22 protein-coding genes and 1 tRNA gene are annotated in these 24453 nt (G+C 72.2%); 15 read left to right on the top strand and 8 right to left on the bottom strand.

The window, feature by feature from the left end:
- Nucleotides 1-430: 430 nt before the first annotated feature.
- The 7 genes from FH715_RS23290 to FH715_RS23260 all read left to right on the top strand — a co-directional run bounded on the left by FH715_RS23290 (nucleotide 431) and on the right by FH715_RS23260 (nucleotide 8183).
- Nucleotides 431-1999, top strand: a complete 1569-nt coding sequence (locus FH715_RS23290) for an FtsW/RodA/SpoVE family cell cycle protein (protein ID WP_139648520.1) — start codon at nucleotides 431-433, stop codon at nucleotides 1997-1999.
- A gap of 29 nt (nucleotides 2000-2028) precedes the next feature.
- A complete protein-coding gene (locus FH715_RS23285) occupies nucleotides 2029-3216 on the top strand; it encodes a M20 metallopeptidase family protein (RefSeq protein ID WP_139648518.1) in 1188 nt (395 codons plus the stop codon).
- 86 nt (nucleotides 3217-3302) lie between these two features.
- Nucleotides 3303-4868, top strand: a complete 1566-nt coding sequence (locus FH715_RS23280; protein WP_139648516.1) for a glutamate-cysteine ligase family protein — start codon at nucleotides 3303-3305, stop codon at nucleotides 4866-4868.
- Complete coding sequence (gene egtB / locus FH715_RS23275; protein ID WP_139648514.1) at nucleotides 4865-6217, top strand: ergothioneine biosynthesis protein EgtB; 1353 nt, start codon at nucleotides 4865-4867, stop codon at nucleotides 6215-6217. Before FH715_RS23280 ends, egtB begins: the two co-directional genes overlap by 4 nt.
- Entirely contained in the window at nucleotides 6217-7017 is an 801-nt protein-coding gene (egtC, locus tag FH715_RS23270) for an ergothioneine biosynthesis protein EgtC (RefSeq protein ID WP_139648512.1), read from the top strand. The genes egtB and egtC overlap by 1 nt, the downstream gene beginning before the upstream one ends.
- A gap of 72 nt (nucleotides 7018-7089) precedes the next feature.
- Nucleotides 7090-8076 carry an L-histidine N(alpha)-methyltransferase gene (egtD, locus tag FH715_RS23265; protein ID WP_139648510.1) on the top strand — a complete coding sequence of 329 codons (987 nt, stop codon included), beginning with the start codon at nucleotides 7090-7092 and terminating at the stop codon, nucleotides 8074-8076.
- 34 nt (nucleotides 8077-8110) lie between these two features.
- Nucleotides 8111-8183 (top strand) — tRNA-Arg (locus FH715_RS23260).
- A gap of 122 nt (nucleotides 8184-8305) precedes the next feature.
- On the opposite strand, the gene FH715_RS23255 is transcribed toward FH715_RS23260, so the two are convergent.
- Nucleotides 8306-8506: a hypothetical protein gene (locus FH715_RS23255; protein ID WP_139648508.1), complete on the bottom strand. Its 201-nt coding sequence runs from the start codon at nucleotides 8504-8506 to the stop codon at nucleotides 8306-8308.
- A 161-nt stretch (nucleotides 8507-8667) separates the two neighbouring features.
- Here FH715_RS23255 and FH715_RS23250 point away from each other — a divergent pair, with 161 nt between their 5' ends.
- Together FH715_RS23250 and FH715_RS23245 are read left to right on the top strand one after the other, a co-directional pair.
- Nucleotides 8668-9345: a restriction endonuclease gene (locus tag FH715_RS23250; RefSeq protein WP_139648506.1), complete on the top strand. Its 678-nt coding sequence runs from the start codon at nucleotides 8668-8670 to the stop codon at nucleotides 9343-9345.
- Nucleotides 9346-9689: 344 nt separating this feature from the next.
- A complete protein-coding gene (locus FH715_RS23245; protein ID WP_246108915.1) occupies nucleotides 9690-11108 on the top strand; it encodes an alpha-amylase in 1419 nt (472 codons plus the stop codon).
- A gap of 143 nt (nucleotides 11109-11251) precedes the next feature.
- Here FH715_RS23245 and FH715_RS23240 read toward each other — a convergent pair whose 3' ends face one another.
- Both FH715_RS23240 and FH715_RS23235 read right to left on the bottom strand, forming a co-directional pair.
- Complete coding sequence (locus tag FH715_RS23240) at nucleotides 11252-12235, bottom strand: aldo/keto reductase (protein WP_139648502.1); 984 nt, start codon at nucleotides 12233-12235, stop codon at nucleotides 11252-11254.
- 135 nt (nucleotides 12236-12370) lie between these two features.
- Complete coding sequence (locus FH715_RS23235) at nucleotides 12371-13048, bottom strand: DNA polymerase ligase N-terminal domain-containing protein (protein WP_139648501.1); 678 nt, start codon at nucleotides 13046-13048, stop codon at nucleotides 12371-12373.
- A 177-nt stretch (nucleotides 13049-13225) separates the two neighbouring features.
- Here FH715_RS23235 and FH715_RS23230 point away from each other — a divergent pair, with 177 nt between their 5' ends.
- Both FH715_RS23230 and FH715_RS23225 read left to right on the top strand, forming a co-directional pair.
- Nucleotides 13226-14191, top strand: coding sequence for a UTP--glucose-1-phosphate uridylyltransferase (locus FH715_RS23230; RefSeq protein WP_139648567.1), 966 nt, complete (start codon nucleotides 13226-13228; stop codon nucleotides 14189-14191).
- Between the two features lie 184 nt (nucleotides 14192-14375).
- Nucleotides 14376-15905: an MFS transporter gene (locus FH715_RS23225; RefSeq protein ID WP_139648499.1), complete on the top strand. Its 1530-nt coding sequence runs from the start codon at nucleotides 14376-14378 to the stop codon at nucleotides 15903-15905.
- Between the two features lie 50 nt (nucleotides 15906-15955).
- Here FH715_RS23225 and FH715_RS23220 read toward each other — a convergent pair whose 3' ends face one another.
- From FH715_RS23220 to FH715_RS23210, 4 genes are all read right to left on the bottom strand, one after another.
- Entirely contained in the window at nucleotides 15956-16549 is a 594-nt protein-coding gene (locus tag FH715_RS23220) for a bifunctional 4-hydroxy-2-oxoglutarate aldolase/2-dehydro-3-deoxy-phosphogluconate aldolase (RefSeq protein ID WP_139648497.1), read from the bottom strand.
- 230 nt (nucleotides 16550-16779) lie between these two features.
- Nucleotides 16780-17436 (bottom strand): IS630 family transposase, encoded by a 657-nt coding sequence (locus tag FH715_RS28640; RefSeq protein ID WP_246108925.1) that lies wholly within the window; start codon nucleotides 17434-17436, stop codon nucleotides 16780-16782.
- 14 nt (nucleotides 17437-17450) lie between these two features.
- Entirely contained in the window at nucleotides 17451-17921 is a 471-nt protein-coding gene (locus FH715_RS28635; protein WP_211367745.1) for a helix-turn-helix domain-containing protein, read from the bottom strand.
- 153 nt (nucleotides 17922-18074) lie between these two features.
- Nucleotides 18075-18623: a pyridoxamine 5'-phosphate oxidase family protein gene (locus tag FH715_RS23210; protein WP_342782187.1), complete on the bottom strand. Its 549-nt coding sequence runs from the start codon at nucleotides 18621-18623 to the stop codon at nucleotides 18075-18077.
- A 268-nt stretch (nucleotides 18624-18891) separates the two neighbouring features.
- Here FH715_RS23210 and FH715_RS23205 point away from each other — a divergent pair, with 268 nt between their 5' ends.
- A complete protein-coding gene (locus FH715_RS23205; RefSeq protein ID WP_139648494.1) occupies nucleotides 18892-19590 on the top strand; it encodes a CatB-related O-acetyltransferase in 699 nt (232 codons plus the stop codon).
- Between the two features lie 411 nt (nucleotides 19591-20001).
- On the opposite strand, the gene FH715_RS23200 is transcribed toward FH715_RS23205, so the two are convergent.
- On the bottom strand, nucleotides 20002-21255 hold the full coding sequence (locus FH715_RS23200) for a GlxA family transcriptional regulator (RefSeq protein WP_139648492.1): 1254 nt from the start codon (nucleotides 21253-21255) through the stop codon (nucleotides 20002-20004).
- 70 nt (nucleotides 21256-21325) lie between these two features.
- On the opposite strand from FH715_RS23200, the gene FH715_RS23195 reads away from it, so the two are divergent.
- The 3 genes from FH715_RS23195 (at nucleotide 21326) to FH715_RS23185 (ending at nucleotide 24411) form a co-directional block, all read left to right on the top strand.
- Nucleotides 21326-22681, top strand: a complete 1356-nt coding sequence (locus tag FH715_RS23195) for an APC family permease (protein ID WP_139648490.1) — start codon at nucleotides 21326-21328, stop codon at nucleotides 22679-22681.
- 93 nt (nucleotides 22682-22774) lie between these two features.
- The gene (locus FH715_RS23190; RefSeq protein ID WP_139648488.1) at nucleotides 22775-23458 is read left to right on the top strand and encodes an HNH endonuclease family protein; all 684 of its coding nucleotides are present in this window, start codon (nucleotides 22775-22777) and stop codon (nucleotides 23456-23458) included.
- A 155-nt stretch (nucleotides 23459-23613) separates the two neighbouring features.
- On the top strand, nucleotides 23614-24411 hold the full coding sequence (locus FH715_RS23185; protein ID WP_139648486.1) for an exodeoxyribonuclease III: 798 nt from the start codon (nucleotides 23614-23616) through the stop codon (nucleotides 24409-24411).
- The last annotated feature ends 42 nt before the right edge of the window (nucleotides 24412-24453 follow it).

Below are 24453 nucleotides of genomic sequence, written 5' to 3'. Positions count from 1 at the left end.
CTCCCTTGCGATTGCTCAATGGTGATCGCGGTGATCACACAGGGTCCTCCTCGGACCGGACCGGGGTGCCCCCTTGCCTCCCAAGCCCGTAACGATCTAACGACGGGAATCCGGACAGAATTCCCAACCAGCGCATCCTTTTCTCGGCGATGGAGTACCCTGCCCGACCGCACCAGTCGTCTCGCTCCGGTGTCACACCGGGCTCACCCCCTCCCCACCCTTAGAAGACGAACGGGGCCAAGCGATAGTTGCTTTCGGGTACCCCCGGTCCTCGTCGACATGCGTGCCGGCACCCGTGCGGCCATGCGCCCCGCCCCCGCCGGGTGACGTGCCCAACGCCGCTGGGTAGGTTGCGGATCGGCGTTCGCCTCCACCCGGAGCGGCGGCACGGGACCGTCGCCAGGTGTGCGGAACGACACATGGGGTGGGGATGGTTCGCAGGGGCACGCGCCGGGCGTGGGCGCCCGCGCGCCGATGGGGCCGCCCGCGGCGCGGCGGCCCCCAGCCGTCCCCCTGGGTCCGCGCCTGGATCGCCCACCGCCGCCGCGTCGAACTCGGCCTGGTCCTCTTCGCGATCGCGATCACCACCGCCGGCCACGCGATCGTCGGCCTCACCCTCGACGAGCGACTGCCGCCCGGGCTGCCCGCCCACGCGCTGGGCCTCGGCGCCCTCGCCCTCGCCGCGCACCTCGTGGTGCGCCGCTTCGCGCGCTACGCCGACCCGTTGATCCTGCCCGTCACGGTGCTGCTGACCGGGCTCGGCCTCGTCCTCATCGACCGGCTCGACCACGCCTACGCCGTCCATCTCGCCGACGAGCCGTGGCAGGCGCAGCCCGCCGCGCCCGACCAGGTCCGCTGGGCCGTGATCGCGGTGCTGCTGCTGATGGCGACCCTGGTCACGCTGCGCCATCACCGCACCCTGCAGCGTTATCCCTACCTCGGTATGGCCGTAGCGATGGCGCTGCTGATGGCCCCGGCGTTCTTCGGCGAGGACACCTACGGCGCGAAGCGCTGGATCACGGTCGGTTCGTTCTCCGTCCAACCGGGCGAGTTCGTGAAGGTCATGATCGTCGTCTTCTTCGCCAGCTACCTCATGGCCAACCGCGACGCGCTCGCCCTGGTCGGCCGCCGGGTGTGGGGGGTCGCGCTGCCGCGCGGGCGGAACGTGGGGCCCATCCTCGCCGTCTGGGCGGTCAGCCTGGTGGTGCTCTTCCACGAGCGTGACCTCGGCACCTCGTTGATCTTCTTCGGCGTCTTCGTCGCCATGCTCTACATCGCCACCAGCCGCCCCGGCTGGCTGGTCTTCGGCGCGCTCCTCGCCGTGATCGGCACCGTCACCGTCGCCGCGACCCAGGAGCACGTCCACGGACGGGTGCGGGCCTGGCTCGACCCGATGGCCGCGTTCCTGCCGCCCGAGCGGCAGCCGTCCGGCGTCGTCTCCGACCAGGCGGCCCAGGCCCTCTTCAGCTTCGGCGCCGGCGAGTTGACCGGCACGGGGCTCGGGCAGGGGCACTCCTGGCTGGTGCGGTTCGCCGGTCGCAGCGACTACATCCTGACCACGGTCGGGGAGGAGCTGGGGCTGCTGGGTCTGACCCTGGTGCTGCTGCTCTACGCGCTGCTCGTGCAGCGCGGGCTGCGGGCGGCGATGGTCACCCCCGACCCGTTCGGCAAGCTGCTCGCGGCCGGGCTGTCGACGGTGCTCGCGCTCCAGGTGTTCGTGATCACCGGCGGGGTCACGGGACTGATCCCGTTCACCGGCAAGGCGCTGCCGTTTCTCGCGCAGGGCGGTTCCGCGACGGTCGCCAACTGGCTGCTGGTGGCGCTGCTCATCCGGGTCAGCGACCGCGCCGGCCGCGCCGTGACCGAGCCCGAGGGGAACGCGACGATCATCACCCCGGCCCTCGTCGAGGCGTCGCCGCCGCGCGGCCATCGCGCGGACCGCCCGGACCCGATCGTTCCCCGACAGCGAGCGAACGGACGTGAGCGGCGGGAACGCTGAAGCCGGTCAGAGTTGGGCAGAATCCCACGATGAACCTTCTCGACGACGCCAGGGCGATGAGCGACGATCTCGTTCGGCTCCGCCGTCAGCTGCACTCCATCCCCGAGGTCGGCCTTCAACTGCCCAGGACCCAGGAGGCGGTGCTGGCCGCGCTCGACGGGCTGCCCGTCGAGATCACCACGGGTACCGGACTGACCTCCGTCACCGGCGTGCTGCCCGGAGCGCGCCCCGGCCCCACCGTGCTGCTGCGCGGCGACATGGACGCGCTGCCGGTCGCCGAACGCACCGGGCTGCCGTTCGCCGCCGAGGCCGAGCGGATGCACGCCTGCGGCCACGACCTGCACACCGCGATGCTCGCCGGCGCCGCCCGGCTGCTGGCCGCGCACCGCGACCAGCTGGCGGGCGACGTGCTGCTGATGTTCCAGCCGGGGGAGGAGGGGTACGACGGCGCGGGGCACATGCTGCACGAGGGGGTGCTGGAGGCCACGGGCGAGCGCCCGCGGGCCGCCTACGCCCTCCACGTCCTCTCCCACTCCTGGCCCGCCGGCGTCTTCACGGCCAGGGGCGGGCCCGCGATGGCCGCCTCCAGCGTGCTGAACGTCACGGTGCGCGGCGCCGGCGGCCACGGCTCGGCGCCACACCGCTCGCTGGACCCGATCCCGGCCGCCTGCGAGATGGTCACCGCGCTCCAGACCTGGATCAGCCGCGCCTTCGACGTCTTCGACCCCGTCGTGCTCACCGTCGGCCGCTTCCACGCCGGCACGGCGACCAACATCATCCCGGACGACGCGCGCTTCGCCGCGACCGTCCGCAGCTTCTCGCACGAGGCGCGGGCGCGGCTGGCCGAGGGCCTGGTCGCGGTCTGCGAGGGCGTGGCCGCCGCCCACGGGCTGGCGGTGGACGCGGAGTTCGTCGAGCAGTACCCGGTGACCGTCAACGACGCCGCCGAGACCGCGTTCGCCGCCGACGCGGTGCGGGAGGCGTTCGGCGAGGAGTGGTTCGCGCCGATGGAGAGCCCGCTGACCGGCGCCGAGGACTTCTCGCGGGTGATCGACGAGGTGCCGGGCGCCATGGTCTTCCTCGGAGCCACCCCCCGGGGCGCCGACCCGGAGACGGCGCCGACGAACCACTCCCCGCTGGCCGCGTTCGACGAGTCGGTGCTCGCGCGGGGCGCGGCGCTCTACGCGGAGCTGGCCGTGCGCCGACTGGCCGTATAGCACCCGGCAGGTCGTCCCCGGCCGTCCTACCGTGATCCCACGGGCCCGGAAAATCGGGTCAGAACGGATCAAGGAGGGCGTCCGGGATGGCCTCGGAAGCGTCGCGCCCCGCGCACACCCCCGACCCCGCGCACACCCCTCACCGCGCGCACCCCCCTGGTTCCGCGCGGCGCCCCGACCCGCCGGGTACCGCGGACCCCGCGCACGCCCCCGGCTACCCGACCGACGACGCGCGCCCCCTGGGCGAGTCGGAGGCGCTCGCCCATGTCGCCGCGCGTTGCCTCGCGCCGGGGCCACCGGCCCGCACCGGCGTCGAACTGGAGTGGCTGGTGCGGCGCGGCGACGACCCGGGCGCCGCCGTGCCGCCCGACGCCTCGCGCGCCGCCCTCGACCGCCTCGCCACCGCCGGCCGGCTGCCGGGCGGCGGACGGCTGACCCGGGAACCGGGCGGCCAGGTCGAGATCAGCAGCGCGCCCGCCGACTCGCTCGCCGCCTGTGTCGCCGCCACCAGGGCCGATCTGGAACGTCTCCGCGCCGCGCTCGCCGACGCCGGCCTGGTCACCGCGGGCCTCGGCCTCGACCCGTTCCGCGATTCGCCCCGGGTGCTCGACCACCCGCGCTATCGCGCGATGGAACGGTTCTTCGACCGGCAGGGGCCCGCCGGCCGGCTGGTGATGCGCGCCACCGCCTCCGTGCAGATCAGCCTGGACGCGGGCGACGACAGCGAGGGGCCCGACGGCTACCGTGCCCGCTGGGCGCTGGCCCACCGGCTGGGCCCGGTGCTGACCGCGGCCTTCGCCAACTCGCCGCTCCACCTCGGCCGCCCCACCGGCTGGCGCTCCACCCGGCAGGCACTCTGGACCCGCGTCGACCCCGGCCGCACCCGCCCCGCCACCCCGGGCGACGCCGACGGCGAGGACCCCCGCGCGCTCTGGGCCCGCTACGCCCTGGACGCCTCGCTCCTCTGCGTGCGCCGCCCGGCGCCCGCGAGTTGGAACGCGCCCCCCGACCACTCCTTCCGCTCCTGGCTGCGCGGCCGGACCGGCGACGGGCCCAGCGCCGGCGACGGCCCGGGCGCCGGGGAGCACCGGCCGCGTTCGTCCGAGGGCGCCGGGGCGTCGGCCGACTCCCGGCCCCCCACACCGCCCGGCCTGGACGACCTCGACTACCACCTCGGCACGCTCTTCCCGCCGGTGCGCCCGCGCGGCTGGTTCGAACTGCGCATGATCGACGCCCAGCCCGACGACGGCTGGATCGTTCCGCTGGCCGTCACCTCCGCGTTGATGGACGACCCACGGGCGGCCGAGGCCGCCTGGAGCGCCACCGCACCACTCACCCGCGGGCGCGCGCTCCCCGCGCTCGACATCTGGCTGCGCGCCGCCCGACACGGCCCCTCCGACCCCGAGATCGGCGCCGCCGTCCTCGCCTGCTTCGCCGCCGCCGACACCGCCCTGGCCCGGCAGCCGGGAGCGCGCGAACTCCGCGACGCCGTCGCCGCGTTCGCCGACCGCCACGCCGCACGCGGACGCTGCCCGGCCGACGACCAGCTCGACGCGCTCGAAGCGCGCGCCCCCGGCCGCACGCCCCCCACCACCCCGCGGGAACGCCGGCGCCACCCCCGCCGGCTCGCCGCCCAGGAGGCAACCGAATGACCCAGACGCCCCTCGCCCCCTCGCCCCCGCCCCCCTCTCCCGCGCGCCCCATCGACGCCGCCGCGCTGGCCGCGGCCCTTCACACCGCCCGGCTGCGTACCCACGACCTGACCGACTGCCTGCCGGAGAGCGAACTCGCCGCCCAGCACTCCCCGTTGATGTCCCCCCTGGTCTGGGACCTAGCGCACATCGCCAACCAGGAGGAGATCTGGCTGCTCCGCCGCGCCGGCGCACGCGCCCCGTTGCGCGCCGACCTCGACCACTCCTACGACGCGTTCCGCCACGCACGCCGCGACCGCGCCGCCCTGCCGCTGCTCCCGGCGGCCGAGGCCCGCGGCTACGCCGCCGAGGTGCGCGCCCACGCCCTCGACGTGCTCGCCGAGTCAGGTCCCGAACAGGCGTTCTTCTTCGCCATGATCGCCCAGCACGAGCAGCAGCACGACGAGACCATGCTCGCCACCCACCAACTGCGGCGCGGCCACCCCGTGCTGCACGCCCCCGCGCCCCCGCGCGCGCCCCACGGCGAGAAGCTCCCCGCCGAGGTCCTCGTGCCGGGCGGCCCGTTCACCCTCGGCACCGACCCCGCCGACGACCCCTGGGCGCTGGACAACGAACGCCCCGCCCACCGGCGTGAACTCCCCGCGTTCTGGCTGGACACCACCCCCGTCAGCAACGCCGCCTACCAGGAGTTCATCGCCGCCGGCGGCTACCACCAGGCCCGCTGGTGGCACCCCGACGGCTGGCTCCACCGACGCCAGGCCAACCTCACCGCCCCCGCCTACTGGTACCGCGACCTCGACGGCCGCTGGCTGCGCCACCGCTTCGGCCGCGTCGAACCCGTTCCGCCCGACGAGCCCGTCCTCCACGTGACCTGGTACGAGGCCGACGCCTACGCCCGTTGGGCCGGACGCCGCCTCCCCACCGAGGCCGAGTGGGAGAAAGCCGCCCGCCACGACCCCGCCACCGGCCGCGCCCTCCGCCACCCCTGGGGCGACGCCCCCGCCGCCCCGCGCCACGCCAACCTCGGCCAGCGCCACCTGCGCCCGGCCCCCGTCGGCGCCTACCCGGACGGTGCCGCGCCCTGCGGCGCGCGCCAACTCCTCGGCGACGTCTGGGAGTGGACGTCCACGGAGTTCGACGGCTACCCCGGCTTCGTGGCGCAGCCCTACCGCGAGTACAGCGAGGTCTTCTTCACCGCCGGCTACCGCGTGCTGCGCGGCGGCTCGTTCGGCACCGACCCCGTCGCCTGCCGTGCCACGTTCCGCAACTGGGACCTGCCGGAACGCCGCCAGATCTTCGCCGGCTTCCGCACCTGCCGGGACGCCGACCCGGCGACGGACGCCGGCTGATGTGCCGCCACCTCGCCTACCTCGGCCCGCCCCGCTCCCTCGCCGAACTGCTCACCACCCCGCCGCACAGCCTCTACGAGCAGTCGTGGGCGCCCCGCCGGCAGGCCGGTGGCACGATCAACGCCGACGGCTTCGGCATCGGCTGGTACCCGCCGGACGACGGGGCGGGGCCGGTGCGCTACCGCCGTTCCGTCCCCGTCTGGGCCGACGCCAACCTCCCGGGGCTGGCCGGCCTGCTGCACAGCGGCGCCGTGCTGGCGGCGGTCCGCTCCGCCACGCCCGGCTGCGGCCACGACGAGGCGGCGGTCGCGCCGTTCGCGCTCGGGCGCTGGCTGTTCAGCCTCAACGGGCGGATCGACCGCTGGGAACACCTTCCCGCCGACCTCGAAGAACCCCTCACCGCAGCCGAACTCCTCGGCGTCGAGGGCCGCTGCGACGCCGCGCTGCTCTGGCTGATGCTCGCCCGCCGCCTCGTCGCCGGCCGCCCGGCGGCCGAGGCCGCGGCCGAACTCGTCGCCCGCGTCGCCGACGCCCGCCCCGGCGCCCGCCTCAACCTCCTGCTCACCGACGGCCACACCGTCACCGCCACCCGGCACGGCGACAGCCTCTGGTACCGCGCCGCCGGCGAACAGGTGACCGTCGCCTCCGAGCCGGTCCCCGACCAGCCGGGCTGGCACGAGGTCCCCGACCACTCCGTGCTCCGCGCCAGCCGCACCTCGGCCGCCGTCGACCCGCTGCCCACCGTCGGCCCGTCGCCCGCCGAACCGTCCGCGCACGCGGAACGGCCCGCGTCCGCCTGAACCGCCCGCGCACGCGGAACGGCCCGCGTCCGCCTGACCGCCGCCCCACCCCGCCCCCGCGAGAGGAACCCGATGACCACCAGCCCCACCGTCCACGACACCCTCCCCGACGACCACTTCGTCCGCGCGCTCCACGACGACGTGCGTGAGGGACTGACCGCCGACCCCAAGACCCTGCCGCCCAAGTGGTTCTACGACGAGCGGGGCAGCGAACTCTTCACCCGCGTCACCCGGCTCCCCGAGTACTACCTGACCCGCGCCGAACGCCAGATCCTGCGCGCCCACGCGCCCGACATAGCCGCCCAGACCAGGGCCAGAACCCTGGTCGAGCTGGGCTCCGGATCCTCCGAGAAGACCCGCACCCTGCTCGACGCGCTGACCGCCGGCGGAACCCTCCGCCGCTACGCGCCCGTCGACGTCTCCCGCACCGAACTCGCCTCGGCCGCCGCCGCGCTCACCGAGGCGTACCCGGGGCTCGACGTGACCGCGACCGTCGCCGACTTCGACCGCGAACTCCCGCTGCCCGAAGGCCCAGGCCCCCGCCTCGTCGCGTTCCTCGGCTCCACCATCGGCAACTTCGACCCGGCCGACCGCGCCGCCTTCCTCGGCCGCCTCAGCGCCGCCCTCACCCCGAACGACGCCGTCCTCATCGGCGCCGACCTGGTCAAGTCCCCGGCCACGTTGGTCCGCGCCTACGACGACGCGCAGGGCGTCACCGCCGAGTTCAACAAGAACCTGCTGCGCGTCCTCAACCGCGAACTCCGCGCCGACTTCGACCCCGGCGCCTTCGACCACGTCGCGGTCTGGAACGAGAACGCCGAACGCGTCGAGATGTACCTGCGCGCCCGGTTCGGACACACGGTCCGACTCCCCGCGCTCGACCTCTCCGTCGCCTTCGCCCAGGGCGAGACCCTCCGCACGGAACTCTCCACCAAGTTCCGCCGCCCCCGCCTCACCACCGACCTCCAGCGCGCGGGCCTCAACCCCACCCACTGGTGGACCGACCCCCAGAACCGCTTCACCCTCCTCCTGGCCCGCCCCACCGACCAGACCGGCTAGACTGACCGCCGCGAGGCGCGAACCGCGCCTCCGCGCCTCAGTAGCTCAGGGGATAGAGCACCGCTCTCCTAAAGCGGGTGTCGCAGGTTCGAATCCTGCCTGGGGCACAAGCGGAAACGCCCCGGACCGATCATGGTCCGGGGCGTTCGCCGTTCGAGGCCGCGCTGTGGGTGTTGGGGCTCGCGGTCCTCGCGTGACGTTCGGAGGTGGGCGATCCGGCGACCGGCGGTCAGTGGGGGTGCCCGTGCTTGTGCAGGGCTGCGGCGGCGCGGAAGCGGATGCGGTCGCAGCGTTCGCGTTCCTCCTGCGGCGCGTCCGCCGGGCAGCCGCAGTGCTGGGAGAGCCAACGCGCGTCGTCGGGGTCGAGCCAGAGAGGGACGCGCCCCTTCGCCCGTTCGCCCTCCGGGTCGGTGGGGGCGGTGTTGGCCATGCGGGGAGGGTACTCCACAGCCACGTGGAGCCCCGGATGAGGCGCTCTTTCGCGCGTGCGTCGCCGCGGCCAACCTGTGGGGAGTGATGTTGCGACCACGGGGAGTGTTTCAGTTGGCGAAGAGGCGTTCACGAACGGTGCGGTGGCGGCGGTGGGTTCGGATGGCGCTGCCGGTCGCCGGGGTCTTGCTGCTCGGCGGCGCAACGGTGTGGCTGGGGGCGTTCGGCGCGGTGGTGGCCGTGGGGGTGGCGGGGTTGGGGAGCCTGCTGTGGTGGGGAGCGCGGGTGCATCGGCGGGAGCGTGCGGCGGACGGGATCTGGCGGCGGGAGGACGCCGTGTTGGCGAACAACCGCTCACTGGCCGGGGTCGACGGGTTGTCGGGGGCGGCGTTCGAGGAGTTGGTGGCCGCTCGGCTGCGGGAGGACGGCTGCACAGGGGTGCGGCGGGTCGGTGGCAGCGGCGACCAGGGGCGGGACATCGAAGGGCGGCTGCCCGACGGGCGCACGATGGTGGTGCAGTGCAAGCGGCTGGCCCCGAAGCGGGCGGTCAGCGCGCCGACGATCCGCGACCTGCTGGGCAGCCGTACCCACTTCGGCGCGGAGGTCGCGCTGTGCGTCACCAACACCCGCTACACCGGGCAGGCCGTCGAGTTCGCCGTCGCCAACGGGATCGTGCTGATCCATCGCGACCTGCTGGCGCCGTGGTTGGGCGGCGCCCGGCTGGCCGGGTTGATCGAGCTCAGCGGCGCCGGCCTTGGCGGTCGTCGCCATCTGCGCACCTGGCGGCGGGCGTACGGGGGTGGGTCTGCACGGCGGCGTGCGCCGTCCGCCGAGTCCTAGGCGCGGTGCCCGGCGGCGTCGTGCCCCGGTGGCCGGCTGCGCCCGGAGCCGGCAGTGCGCCAACCCGATCCGTTCTGCAAGAAGTTGCGAAGGGATGCCGCGCTCTTCCCGTTCTGGAGCATCCTTGTGCGGACTGTTTACAGCGTGGGCCAGGGCTCATACGATGCCGCAAGTTTCTGCACAGACTTGCGGAAACGGCCGCTGGCGCGTGTGGCCTTCTGGAGCCCGTCGAAGGAGCCGTTGTGCGCAGGACACCCCCACACTCCGTCGGAACGCCCCCATCCGGTTCCCCACCCGGGTCCCCCTCCGGGACGGGCGCGCGTCGAAGGTCCGTGCGCCGGGCCGTGTTGCTCGGTCTGCCGGTGGCCGGACTCGTCGCGGCGCTGCTGCCCGCCGTCGGGTCGGCCTCGCCGGCCGAGTCGGGGGCCGCGTCAGGCGGCGCGCCCGCCGAGGCCGCCCCGCTGGCCGCCGGGAACGACGTCATCGCCAACCTCTGGTCGTGGAACTGGGGTTCCGTGGCCGACGAGTGCACCGACGTGCTCGGCCCCTCGGGGTATGCCGCCGTCTGGGTCGCGCCGCCGCACGAGTCGTTGGCCGAGCCGAGCGGCGCTTGGTGGGACCTCTACCAGCCGTTCAGCTACCAGTTGAGCGGTCGCCTCGGCTCGGAGAGCGACTTCGCGGCCATGACGTCGGCCTGCGCGGACGCCGGGGTGGAGGTGTACACCGACGCCGTCATCAACCACACGGCCGCCATCGGCGGCACCGGCTACGCCGGGACGCTGATCAGCGACAAGTACCAGCCGCCGATGTACGAACGGGCGGACTACAACGTCGACATCTGCGACCGCGAGATCAGCGACTACGACGACACGTGGGAGGTGCAGAACTGCGAGCTGCTGGGCCTGCCGGACCTGAGCACCGACGACCCCGAGGTCCGCGCGGAGATCGTCGGCTACCTCAACGCCCAGATCGCTCTCGGCGTCTCCGGCTTCCGGGTGGACGCGGCCAAGCACATGCCCGCCGGCGACCTGGAGGCGATCGTCGGTGCCCTGGACTCCACGGCCGACGGCTCGGCCCCGTTCGTCTTCCACGAGGTGTTCCCGGGGACGACACCCCAGCCCGACGAGTACTACGGCAGCGGTCGGGTGCTGGACTTCGCCATGGGGGACCAGCTGAAGGGCGCGTTCCAGGGCGACATCTCGCAGTTGACCGGCTTCGGCGAGGGGTTGCTGCCGGCCGGGAACTCGGTCGCGTTCGTCACCAATCACGACACCGAGCGGGACGGCCGTCACCTCACCTATCGCGACGGTGACACCGCCGTGCTGGCCAACGTCTTCCAGCTCGCCTGGTCCGAGGCGCCGCCCACCATCTACTCCGGCTTCGAGTACGCCGACCGCGACGACTCCCCGCCCGCGGGGGACGGCGGTTTCGTGACGGACACCGACTGCTCGTCCGGCTGGTACTGCCTCGACCGCGACCCTCGCATCACGGGCATGATCGACTGGCGCAACGCCACGGCCGGCGACGGCACGGTGGGCGAGATCCAGTCCCCGCAGGGCAATGTCATCGGTTTCGACCGGGGCAGCGGCTTCGTCGCCATCAACAACGGTGGTGAGGCGGCCGGCGTCCAGTTCGCGACCCAACTGCCGGACGGTACCTACGACGACCTGCTCAGCGACGGCGAGCTCAAGGCGACGGTCTCCGGCGGACAGTTGACGGTGGAGCTGCCCGCGAAGTCGGCGCTCGCGGTGCACTCCGGCTGACACCCGCCTCCGACTCACCCGGCCCGGTCCTGAGCTCGGCCCCGTTCCCCTCCCTCCGCGTCGGGGGAGGGGAACGGGGCCGACGCGTGCGCCCGGTCACGAGACCCGGCGTCGAGCCGAGGCGGTGCGTGAGACGTGGCGGGTCAGCGGGCGAGAAGGGTGTCCACCTCGCGCAGTTGGGCGTCCGTCAGCGGGCCGAAGTCGAGGGCGCCGGCGTTCTGTCGGGCCTGCTCCACGGTGCGGATGCCGGGGATCGGAACGGTGTGCGGGCTGCGCGCCCACAACCATGCGAGCGCCCCCTGCGCCGGCGTGCGCCCCTCGCTGGTGAGGACGGAACGGACCGCGTCGAATCGTTCCTGCCACTCCGGGGCGGCCCGCCCGTCGCGGAAGAGCGTCAGCCACTCCGGCGGGTTCGCCCTGATGTCGTCGGGGGCGAGGACGGCGCCCTCCCCGTACTTGCCGGTCAGCACCCCCATGGCCAGTGGGCCCCGGCTGATCGCCGCCAGGTCCAGCTCGGCGCAGAGCGCCAGCATCGCGGGCGCGTCCTGGAGCACATTGCAGTTCACCTGCACACTCGCGCAGTGCGGTCCCTCGGCGAAGAGCCGGGCGCGTTCGGGGTCGTCGGTCGACCAGCCGTAGGCGCGGATCAGCCCCTCCGTCACCAACTCCTCGCACGCGTCGCGCAGTTCGGCGCCCACATCGTGTGGCGCCTGGTTGATGTGGAGCTGGTAGAGGTCGAGACGGTCGGTGCCCAGCCTCCGCAGCGTCGCGGTGAGGGCCTCGCGCACCCGCTCCGGCCGCAGGTCGGGCGTGGCGCCCGAGCGCCTGGTCGCCGGGTCGAAGACGTTGCCCCACTTGGACGCGAGCACCACTTCGTCGCGGCGGCCGGCGACCGCGCGCCCGAGGATCTTCTCGCTGTGGCCCGCGCCGTACACGTCGGCCGTGTCGAAGAACGTGATGCCCAGATCCAGCGCGGCGCGGACGGCCCGCACCGACTCCTGGTCGTCGACGGCTCCCCAACCGAGCGGTTCACCCCGCTCGTTCCGCCACTCGCCGCCGATCGCCCAGCAGCCGAAGCCGAGGGCGCTCACCTCTATGCCGCTTCGCCCGAGTTTCCTAGTCGTCATGGGAGGCAGTGTGGCCCTTGGAGTGTGCTCCATGACCAGCCGTTTCGTGTCTCCGCGCGCGGAGCCGTGGGCGACGGGGCGCCACTGGGCGGCGGGGCGCGGCTGGGGCGAGGGGGAGGGGGCGCGCGTCGTTGATCAGGTCTGATCGTCTGCTGTTGGTGCGATGTCTTCTGGAGAACGTTCCGCTTCGGTCGCCGTCTGCCGCAGCGTCCGACCTGTGCGGGCGGAACGGGCCCGGGCCGGGTCGGGGGTGCCGTGTGCGCTGGCGTGCCGGTCGTCCCGCTTGACCAGCAGCCAGGCGTTGGTGCGGAAGCGGGTGAGCGCGTAGCCGCCGCCCAGCTTGCGACCGTCGAGCCGGAACGAGAGGTGGCCGTGGTCCAGCGCCTCCGCCACGGAACGTTTCCCCTCGTGGTGCCAGCGGCCCTCGTCCCAGATGATCACCGTGCCGCCCCCGTACTCGCCGCGCGCGATGACGCCCTCGAAGTGGCGGTACTCCAGTGGGTGGTCCTCGGTGGGCACGGCCAGCCGTTTGTCCCGGGGGTCGGTCGAGGGCCCCTTCGGGACGGCCCAGGATTTCAGCACGCCCTCTGATTCCAGTCGAAAATCGAAGTGCATCGAACTGGCGTCATGAATCTGCACCACGAAAAGCGGACCGGAATCTCCCGGCGGTCCTGAACCCTCCGGTTCCGCCGTGCGGGAGAAGTCGCGACGGTCGCGATACTCGGCGAGCGGTTCGCGGTGTGCGGGACGGCCCGCGTGACGCCCGTCCCGCGGGCGCCTCGCGGACCGTTCCCGGTGGCGCGGGGCGTTCACCTTCCCATCACCTCTTCATGCTGACAGAGTCGGGCAGTCCCCGCATTTCGAGAACCTTTAGGTGAAACGCGAGGTGAACAGCGGGTTTCCCGAGATGCCGTTCCGGCGGGCCTTGGTAGCGTCGATGATGCCCGCCGTCGCGCGGTGCCCGACACAGGCTCCGAAGGGTTCCCCGTCATGACCAGAATTCGTAAGGCCGTCATTCCGGCCGCCGGCCTCGGCACGCGGTTGCTGCCGCTTACGCGCGCCCTGCCCAAGGAGATGTTGCCGATCGGCGACAAGCCGGTGATCGAGCACACGGTCAGGGAGTTGGTCGCCTCGGACATCGAGGAGATCATCATCGTGACCAGTGGTAGCAAGGACCTGATCCAGGAACACTTTCGGCCCAACCCCGGCCTGGTCGCTCAGTTGCGCGAGGCCGGGAAGCACGAATACGCGGAGAGCGTGCGCGAGGTTTCGGAGCTCGCGCACATCACCTACATGTATCAGAACGGGCCGTACGGCAACGGCACTCCGGTGCTGAACGCGTATCGCATTCTGGGGGACGAACCCATTCTCGTTCTCTGGCCGGACGACGTCTTCGTCTCAGAGGTTCCGCGCGCGCAACAACTGATGGCGGCGTACGAGACGACCGACGCCCCGGTATTGGCGCTCATGCCGATGGACCCCGCCGAATCCAGCCGCTACGGCGTGCCCATCGTCAAGGAGGACCTCGGTAACGGCTGCCTCGCCATCGGCGGCCTCGTCGAGAAACCCGAACCGCGCAACGCCCCCTCCCCGTTCGCCGCCATCGGCGGATATGTGGTGACCCCCGGGGTGATCGCGGAACTGGAGGAGCAGACCCGCCGCTGGTACGACCGTCCGGACGGCGAGATCTACCTCACCGACGCGTTCAACGCTCACGCCGCCAAGCACCCCGTGTACGGCCAGGTCATCGACGGCACGTGGTACGACACCGGCACCCCCGAGGCGTATCTCAAGGCGCAGTTCGCCGCCGCGTTGACCGACCCGACCTACGGCCCCTCGCTCCGTCAGCTCGCCGAGGACCTGAGCGCCGCGTCCGCCGAACCGGGGGCCAACGGTCGGCCGGCGGCCCCGGCCCCGGCCACCTTCCCCGGCTGGGCGGGCCGCTGGTCCTCCTGACCGACGCACGCATGGCGCGGGGCCGGCCACCAGCGGGAGCCGTCCGCGTGGCCGGGCTCGCGCGGTCGAACGGTTCGCGCGGGCATGTGCCGGATGGTCGTGTGCCGCGCGGTCGTGCGCCGCGTGCACGGGGGCACGGGGGCACGGACGGGTCACCGACGGGGGGCTTCGCGGAAGGAGTCCCATGGCCGAGAGCCCACGCGCCGGCGAGCTGGCGACCGCCAGCCCGGCCGGCCGTTGGGTGCTGGCCAGCGCGGTGCTGGGTTCCGGCCTGGCCATGCTGGACGGCACGATCGTGACGGTGGCGCTGCCGCACATCGGCGCCGACCTGGACGTTCCCCTGTCCTCGCTCCAGTGGACGCTCAACGCCTACATGTTGACGCTGTCCTCGTTGATCCTGCTCGGCGGGGGATTGGGTGACCGCTTCGGGCGGCGGCGGGTCTTTCTGTGGGGAGTGGGCTGGTTCGCGCTGGCCTCGATGCTCTGCGGGATCGCGCCCAACGGTCCCACGCTGATCGCCGCCCGCGCCCTCCAGGGGGTGGGCGGGGCGCTGCTCACTCCGGGTTCGCTGGCGCTGATCCAGTCGTCGTTCCGCCCACGCGACCGGGCCAGGGCCGTGGGGCTCTGGTCCGGGCTGGGCGGGGTCGCGACGGCCGGCGGTCCCTTCCTCGGCGGCTGGTTGGTGGACGGGCCGGGCTGGCGGTGGATCTTCCTGATCAACGCCCCGCTGGCGCTGCTGGTCGCGCTGTTGGCGCGCCACGTTCCGGAGAGCCGGGACTGGGATGCCAGCGGGCGGTTCGACGTGCCGGGCGCGCTGGTCGGGGCGTTGGCGCTCGGCTCGCTCACCTTTGCGCTGATCGACGGGCTGCTCTGGCCGGCCCTGGCCGGGGTGGTGCTGGCCGCTGTCTTCGTGTGGCGGGAGCGGCGCACCACGCGCCCCATGTTGCCGCTGGCGATCTTCCGGTCGCGGCTCTTCAGCGCGACGAATCTCGTGACGCTCTGCCTCTACGCCGCGCTCGGCGGCATCTTCTTCCTGCTGCCGACGCAGTTGCAGAACGGCCTCGGTTACGACGCGCTGACGGCCGGAGTGGCCTCGCTGCCCACCACCCTGCTGCTGATCCTTCTCTCGGGACCGGCCGGCGAACTGGCACAACGTATCGGGCCCAGGCTTCCGTTGACCGTGGGACCCCTGGTCGCCGCGGTCGGGCTGGTGCTGCTGCACCGGGTGAGTCCCGGCAGCTCGTACTGGCCCGATGTCTTTCCGGCCGTGGTGGTGCAGGGGCTGGGCATCAGCCTTTTCGTGGCACCGCTCACCGCCACCGTCCTGGCGTCCGTGGAGGACCGCAGGGCCGGAATCGCCAGCGGGGTGAACAACGCGGCGGCACGGATCGCCCAGCTGCTCGCGGTCGCCGCGCTGCCGTTGCTGGTGGGGTTGTCGACCGACGAGTACCGGTCGGCCGACACGTTGAGCGCGGCCTTCGGGCGGGCGGTGCTGATCTGCGCCGGGCTGATGGTGCTGGGGGCGGTCGTGGCCTGGTGGGCGGTGCCCAGCGGCCTGCCGGACAGGGGTAGGGCCCGCCCACGCTGTCGGCGGCACTGCCAGGTGACGGCCCCGCCGTTGGAACCCGGCGGGGATCGCGAACGCACCACCGACCACGCCGTCCCTTCCGAGAACAGGGGCGACGAAGGGTGGGGCGACGGGCGGAACGAGTGAACGGGACAGACGGCCGGCACGAGGGCCGGCACCGGCCCTGGGCGGCGGCGTCAGTCGGTGGTGGTGGTGAACAAACGGGTCAACGCGGCCGGATCCTCCGGAAGACCTGAGCCGATGCCCACGGCCCAGGCGCCGGCCTTCAGGTAAGCGGGGGCCTCCTCGACGGAGATGCCACCCGTCGGAATGAGCACGGCGTCGGGCAGGATCGCGCGAAGCGAGGAGAGGAACTTCGGCCCACCCACGTGGGCGGGAAAGACCTTCGCCGGCCCACGCCCGGCTGCCTCCGCGATCTCACCGGGCGTGTAGCCGCCCTCGATCAGCGGCACCCCGGATGCCGCCGCGACCTCCCGCACCCGCGGCGCGGGGAACGGCGTGACCAGGAAGGACGCGCCCGCCGCCACCGCGCGCTCCGTCTGCTCCGCGGTGCTGAGCGTGCCCACGCCCATGAAGCCGCGGCCCTCGGCGGTGAGTGCGGCCAGCGCGCCGTCCCAGCCGGGGGTCGAGGTGGTCAGCTCGACCGCCTGGCACCCGGCGTCCAGGAACTGCCGGGTGCGGTCGACGGCTGCCTCCGCACTCGGGGAACGCAGCACGGGCAGCAGCCGCTGTGCGGCGAGCGCGGTGAGCAGGGGGTCGGTGGCTTCCATGGTGTTCCTGTTCCCTAGGCCGTCTCGTTTGGATCTTCGCGGGGGCGCGACGCCAGCGATGGGGGCACCTCCCAGGCCCCCGAGGGGCCTGGGGGAACCTCGCTGCGTTACCGAATCGCGCGAATACGACCAAGTATGAGCTGCGATCCGGCGCCTTGCGATGCACCGCATCTGACGCCGCGTCCTGACCCACGAAGATCCAAACGAGACGACCTAGTGGATCGTCGCTTCTAAAATTCGGGGTAGAGGTGTCGGAGTCTGGTGCGGGCGTCGCTGGTGGTCATATGCCAGTTGACCTGACGCTGGTCGGCGTTGGCGGCTTGTTGCCAGGCGGCGAGTTCGGTGTTGAGGATGTCGAGGTCGGCGACGCGGCGGTCGAGGCATTGGCGGGTCAGGGCTGAGAGTTCGATCTCGGCGATGTTGAGCCAGGAGCCGTGCCGGGGGGTGTGGTGGATCTCCAAGCGCTGGGCCAGGCTGAAGGCCTTGGCAGGCTCGAAGGCCTCGTAAAGCGATCCGATGGTATGGGTGTTGAGGTTGTCCATAACCAGGACGACTTTCTTGGCATCGGGATAGTCGCTGGTCAGAAGCCGGTCGACCTCGTGGGCCCAGTCGATGCGGGTCCGCTGCCGACGGGCGATGACCCGGCGTTTGCCGGCCAGGGGCTCGACCCAGACGAAGATGGAGCAGGTCCCGCAGCGCAGGTACTCGCAGTCCTCCTTGAGGTCGCTGCCCGGAACCGAGGGGATCGGCGCTCGCGCGTGGTCCAGGAGCTGGTAGGGCTTTTCATCCATGCAGACCACCGGAACCCTCGGATCGAAGGGCCGGGCGTAGACCGCCAGGACGTCCTCCATCCGTGCGGCGAACTCGGCGTTCGCCTTCGGCGGGATGGTCCAGCACTTCTTCAGGTGAGGGCGAAGCGCCGTTTTTTTAACACCCGGCCGATGGTCGAGTGGTCCATGTTCGGTATGTCCTCGACCAGCGCGACCTGGCGCTCCAGCAACCGCAGCGACCAGCGGGCATGCCCCTTGGGCGGACTCGCACATGCCATCGCGATCAACCGCGCCTCAACCTCACCGGTGATCTTCGGCTCGACTGGTGGCGTGAGTCGTTTCCTGCGCTGGATCGTGGCCGCGACATCCCCGCCACGCTCGGCATACGCCCTGGCCACATTGGTGATCGTGTCCGGCACGACCCCGACCCGTTCAGCGATGTCCCGACGCCCGATGGGCCTTCGACGGGCATCGTCGAGTTCCAGCAAGATACGCGACCGGCGAACCTCCTGCGCAGGATGCGCACCGGTCCGGACCACCCGGGTCAACCACTCGCGCTCCTCAGCGCTCAACACCACCACCGGCAAAGTCGACTTCGACACGACACGTCCTCACAGCAAGGGAAGAGAGACAGCTCGCTACCCGGTCTACCGCACCACAAACAAACTTTAGAAGCGACGATCCACTAGGCCAGTACCGCTGGTGGATGGTGCTTCGAGCGGGATGTGCCCGGCCGACGCGCGCACGCGGTCACGCTAGGAGCCCGGCGGTGAGGGTGTCAATCCGCCGATGACCTGGGACGGAGCGTCGGCGCGGGGGTCCGGGTCTCCGGGCCGCACCCGGAAGGAGAGGTCCTTCGCCGTCAGCCGCTCGGGACGCACTCTGAGCCAGCGGGTGTCGCTCCGCTCGTGGTCGCCGTGGAGATATCGGACGAATCGTGGATCCCACCGTGACTCGTCCGGGCCGAGATAGCGACTCAGCTTGCGCCGCCCGCGTGGGACGTCGAACGGAAGCAGCTCGCCGCGCCCCCGGGCGATCACCTGCCGCACGCGTCCGGTGTTGAGGTCGCACTCGTCGACGACCAGCGCCACCGAGGGCTCCTTCGCGACATGGCGCGGCAACCAGCTCCACTGGCCGGTGAGAATCCAGAACGCCTCCCCCTCCCAGAGGAACCAGACGGGCCGAACCGTCGGACCGGCGGTGGCGATCCGCGCCGTCAGAGGGAGGGCGAGAAACGCGTCCAGCGGGAAGTCGGCGGACCCCGACCAGGTCTTCGGCTCCGGCGCGCGTGCACCGCCACGCACAGGGCTGGTTCCGGCAGGTCTCGCATCAGGTTCCTGGGGCATCGCCCCAGCATCCCGTCCATACCACCGTCCGCACATCCGTCGCGTGCCCTAGGACGGGCGAACGACGACGCAAGTGTGGCCACCTCACGGTGATCGAGCGGAGTGTGGCATCGAGACGGTGAAGGCCCTTACTCGGAGGCCGGCGCGCGGGCAGCACGTTCTTGGGCAGGACAAAGCCCCTACCGACCCTGCTCACGACGGCAGTTGGCTTGTTAACGTCACTCGGATGATCGCCGATTCCACCCCCTTCGCTGACTTCACCGAGGTCCAGCGGCTGGACACCGATTCCGAGGTGGCCGACCACGCTCTGATCACCCTGGCCGACGGACGACACTCCTGGTACAGCGGATATCACCACGGGGAGAGCTTCGCCCGCCGAGTCCGCTACGCCTCGCCCGACCACCGACACCCCGAGGGACACCGGCCGGACCGGCTGGTGCTGGGGAACTTCTGCCAGTTCGCCTCCGGAGTCTCCTTTCTCCTCGGGGGCAATCACGGCCATGACCTGACCGCCGTGACCTCCTACGGTTTCCACTTCTTCGAGGACGCCGCCAACGCCTGGGCCCCCGTCGGGGACACCGTGATCGGCCACGAGGTGCTGATCGGCTACGAGGCGCTGGTCATGCCCGGCGTCCGCATCGGCACGGGCGCGGTCATCGGCGCGCGTGCCGTGATCACCAAGGACGTCCCTCCCTACGCGGTGGTGGTGGGTGACAACCGGGTGGTGCGTCATCGGTTCGACTCCCACACCCGCAAGTTGCTCTGGCGGGTTGCCTGGTGGGAGTGGCCCGACGAGCGCATCGCGGAGGCGCTGCCCCTTCTCCAGGGCCACGACGTGCGCGCGCTCGCCCGTTACGCCGGGGTGGACCCGAGCCGGATCACCGCGGACCCCGACCCCGGTCTGCTGCGCGCCCCCTCGCGGTGAGGCAGGTTGGCAGCTCGACCCCGTCCGCGGAAGCGCGGCTCGTTCCACCCCTGGCCGCTGGGGAGGGACTGACCACGCTTCCGCGTCACCATGCGTAACAGTCTGCCACAGAAGGCGGGCAATGCTCACGCTGAGCGACCACTGGTCGTAGTGAGGGAGCGGTGAAGGGGCGCGCAACTTCGAACGAGCGCCGGTGGTGTGTTGTCTCACCCCGACCTGGTCGAGGAGGGCGAGTCTGCGGCTCGCTGCGGGAGTTGGCGCTGGTCGCAGGGGTTGCGGGGGTGTGGGGCGGGAGCGTGGGTCGCTCGCGCCTTGTGGCTCGCGCCCGCTGTCCGTAGCCGAAGCGCGAAGACGCCCTCTGGCCTTGCGGTCACAGCAAGTAGTCGACAACTGTCAGTGCGTTGTGCTTGACTACTCTGCGTGAACGGGTGGATCGCCGAGGGGGGTTGCGGCATGAGGGTGGACAGGGTCCGACTGGGCAGGTGGGCGCGGAACCGGGCGTGTGAGTTGATCGGCGCCGGCGCCGGCGCTGGACGATGGCGACAGTCCCGGCTGTTTCGGTGGGCGAGGGAGCGGCTCCGCTCCGACGCCCGCGGAGCGGTGGCGGAAGACGTGGCGGTAGGTCGCTGGGGAGACCGTGGTGATCCGTCGGAAGTGATGTCTGAGGTTGGCCGCCGTGCCGAACCCCGCCCGGTGCGCGATCGTCTCCACCGGCTCGTCCGTCGTCTCCAGCAATTCCTGCGCCAGCCGCACCCGTTCCTGCAGCAGCCAGCGCAGCGGCGTCGTCCCCAACGTGTCCCGGAAGCGGCGCGCGAAGGTCCGCTCGCTCAGCCCGGCCTCCCGGGCGATCCGGGGGACGGTCAACGGCTGGTCGAGCCGTTCCCGCGCCCAGTCCAGAACGTGGGCCAATCCGTCGACGCCTCGACCGGAGGAACGCGCCAGGGGTTTGGCGAACTGGGTCTGCCCGCCCTCGCGGTGCGGGGGCACGACCATGCGCCGGGCCACCTCGTTGGCCACAGCGGCGCCGTGGTCCCGCCGCACCAGGTGGAGGCAGAGGTCGATCACGGATCCGGTTCCCGCCGAGGTGAGGATGGATCCGGTGTCGATGTAGAGGGGCTCGGGGTCGAAGTCGACGGTCGGGTAGCGGTGGGTGAAGTCGGTGGCGTTCATCCAGTGGGTCGTGGCCCGTCGACCGTCGAGCAGCCCGGCCTCGGCGAGGATGTAGGCGCCCGCGCAGAGGGACACGATCCGGCCTCCCCTTCGGTGGGACTCGCGGACGGCGTCGATCAGTTCGGGCGGCGGGATCAGTTGGCGGCTCCGGGCGCAGGCGGCGACCATGACCGTGTCGGCCTCGGCGAGCGAGTCCAGCCCGTGAGCCGCGGGGACGATAAGCCCGCTCGCGGTGCGCAACTCGCCCGGTTCGCCGGCGCAGAGCCGCAGCTCGTACCAGGGGTCGACCAGGTCGCTCCTGTCGAGTCCGAAGACCTCGCAGGGCACGGCCAGTTCGAAGTCGGGCGTGCGGTCGGTGACCACCAGGGCGACCACATGACGTCTCCCTCCGCGCCCGGCGCTTCCCGAGGCGGCGCCGTCGGCGACGGTGGACAACGAGGCGGGAGGCGGCGCGGAGGGAATCGCGGAGCCTCTCGGACGCGTGGAGGAAGTCATGGCAGAAATTTAACGCGGCCCGCCGTTTCTGCCACTGGTCCGGTTCCCGAGCCCGAAGAACGCTTGGGGAATGACAGCGGAGCAGAACGAAGTCACGGAAAGCCGGGGCCGACTGGGCGTCCTTCAAGGGACGGCCCTCTACGTGGGCGCCGTACTGGGCACCGGGGTGATAGCCCTGCCGGCGCTCGCCGCGGAGGCGGCCGGCCCCGCCTCGTTGCTGGCCTGGCTCGCGCTGGTGCTGCTCTCCGCACCGCTGGCCGGCGCCTTCGCCGCGCTTGGGGCGCGGCACCCCGACGCGGGCGGCGTCTCCACCTACGCCAGGATCGCGTTCGGCGATCGCGCGGCCGCCGTGGTCGGCTGGTGCTTCTTCTTCGCGATACCGCTCGGCGCCACGGCAGCCGCGCTCTTCTTCGGGGACTACGCCGCGGCGGCGTGGGGAGGTGGGGCCACGCGGGCGGCGTGGGCCGCCACCGTGCTGATGGTGCTGGTGATCGCGGCCAACGCCGTGGGACTCCGGCTGACCGGTCGGTTGCAGTTGGTCTTCGCGGCGCTGTTGGCCGTGCTGTTGCTCAGCTCCGTGCTGCTCTCCCTTCCCTACGCGCGCTGGGAGAACCTCACGCCGTTCGCTCCGCACGGCTGGGCGGCCGTGGGGCCGGCGGCGACGCTGCTGGTGTGGAGCTTCGCGGGATGGGAGGCGATCACTCATCTCGCGGGCGAGTTTCGGCGCCCGGCCCGCGATCTTCCGCGGGCCACGGCCGCCGCCGTGGTGGTCGTCGGTCTGCTCTATCTCTCCGTGGCCTTCGCCGTGGTGGCGGTGCTCGGCGCGGGTGCCGCCGAGTCGGACGCTCCGCTGGGCGATCTGATGGCTCGCGGCCTCGGCGGTCCGGCGCAGACGTTGGCGGCGCTGGCAGCTCTGCTGATGACCTTCGGGGTGCTCAACACCTACTTCGCCAGCGCGGCCAATCTGGGGGCGGCGCTGGCGAGGGACGGGGCGCTGCCCGCCCTGGTGCTGGGCCGCGGCGGGGTCGCGGGAAACGTGCCGCGTCGGAGCCTGGCCGTCGTCGCGGGGCTGTCGCTTCTCCTGCTCGGCGCGGTCCTGGGCGCGGGAGTGGGACCGAAGCCCCTCGTGCTGATGACCACCGGCATGTTCGTGACCGTCTACGCGGTGGGGGTGGCGGCGGCGCTGCGGCTGCTGCCCCGGCGCAGCGCGGGCTGGTGGGCTGCGCTGGTGTCGCTGGTGGCGGTGTTGGCCCTGCTGCTGATGACGGGGCGCTACCTTCTCTGGCCGCTGTTCGTCGCCGGCGCGGCGCTGGCGTATCTCCGTCTCGCGGAGCGTCGCCGACCCCTGGCGACGGCCAGGAGGGGCGCGTTCAGGGGGCGCGCGACAGAAGAAGGCGCCGCCCTAAGCGAGCGCGAGCCGGCCTGAACGCCGGCCCACAACAGCCGGATTGGGCGGGGCGCGGTACGTTGCCGCAGGCGGGGAAGACTCCGCAGGGGCAACGGTTGAGAGGCGTGGCGCATGACGCGGAGATCTTGGGCGACGGTGTGGGTGGCGCTGGCCACGGTTCCACTGGCCCTGACGGCGGGGTGCGGCGCGGAAGAGGACCCGGCGCCGAGGGACGACGCGGAGACGCGACCATCCGCGGACCCCCGCGCGCTGCCAGGTCTGCCGGACGTGGACTCGGCCCGTGAGCAGCTGGCCGCGCTCACCGTGGCCGAGGCCGCCTCCATGGAGGGGTACTCGCGCGACCGCTTCCCCCACTGGAACACCGAGGACGGTTGTACCGTCCGCCAGCAGGTGCTGCAGCGGGACGGCGAGGACGTGAGGGTCGACGACGACTGTCAGCCCACGTCCGGCACCTGGGTCAGTCCCTACGACAACGTGACGGTCACCGAGGCCGGCGAGGTGGACATCGACCACATGGTCCCCCTGGCCAACGCCTGGCGCTCGGGCGCGGACGAGTGGAACGACGAGGAGAGGGAGGAGTTCGCCAACGATCTCACCCGCCCGCAGTTGTTGGCCGCCTCGGCGCGGAGTAACCGGGCCAAGGGCGACCAGGGGCCGGAAGCTTGGACGCCGGAGGCGGAGGAGTTCCACTGCGACTACGGCCGGGCGTGGACGGCGGTGAAGCATCACTACGACCTGACGGTCACCGATGCCGAGGAAGAGAAGCTCGGGGAGTTGCTCGACACCTGCGGCTGACCGGGCGGCCTGAGGTTGACGCGCGGCGAGCCGCGCGGGACGAAGATCGTCCTGTGTGACCTGGTCGGACGTTTGTTACGGTGCCCCGGCCCGGGCGGTGCTCGGGCGGGTTCCTCCGGCACACGACCGGCTCGGCCGCAGAAAGCGAGAGTTTCGTGCTCACCGTGACAAGCGTCAATGTCAACGGCCTTCGGGCGGCTGCCAAGAAGGGGTACCTGGAGTGGCTCTCCGGGTGCGCCGCCGATGTGGTCTGCCTTCAGGAGGTGAGGGCGGAGGAGGCTCAGCTGACCGAGGAGGTGCGGCGGCCGGCCGGCTGGCACGCCAGTTACGCACCGGCTTCGGCCAAGGGCCGCGCCGGGGTCGCGGTGTTGACCAGGCGTGCGCCCGAGGCGGTGCGGGTCGGATTCGGGGTGCCCGAGTTCGAGTCGTCCGGTCGCTATCTGGAGGTGGACCTGCCGGGCACGACGGTGGCGAGCCTCTATCTGCCGTCCGGCGAGGTGGGCACGGAACGCCAGGACGAGAAGGAGCGGTTCATGGAGACGTTCCTTCCCTACCTGGTGGAGCTGCGTGCCAAGGCCGCGGTCGACGGGCGGGAGGCGCTTGTCTGCGGTGACTGGAACATCGCGCACCAGGAGGCCGACCTGAAGAACTGGCGTGCCAATCGGACCAAGTCCGGCTTCCTCCCGGAGGAGAGGGCCTGGCTCACCAGGGTTCTCGGTGAGGAGGGTGGGTACGTGGACGTGGTCCGTGCCCTGCATCCGGACCAGGACGGCCCCTACAGCTGGTGGTCCTATCGGGGGCGGGCGTTCGACAACGACACCGGTTGGCGGATCGACTACCAGATGGCCACACCCGGGTTGGCGGGACGCTGCGTCAAGGCGCAGGTCGAGCGGGCGGCGAGTCATGCGGAGCGCTGGTCGGACCACGCTCCGGTGACGGTGGTCTTCGACTGAGCGGTGTTCCGTGTCCGACGCGGGCCTGGGACGTGGCCGGCT

It is taken from the genome of Streptomyces sedi (genome assembly GCF_006335015.1).
Classification (GTDB): domain Bacteria; phylum Actinomycetota; class Actinomycetes; order Streptomycetales; family Streptomycetaceae; genus Streptomyces; species Streptomyces sedi.
This window is presented reverse-complemented; position numbering and strand designations above follow the sequence as displayed.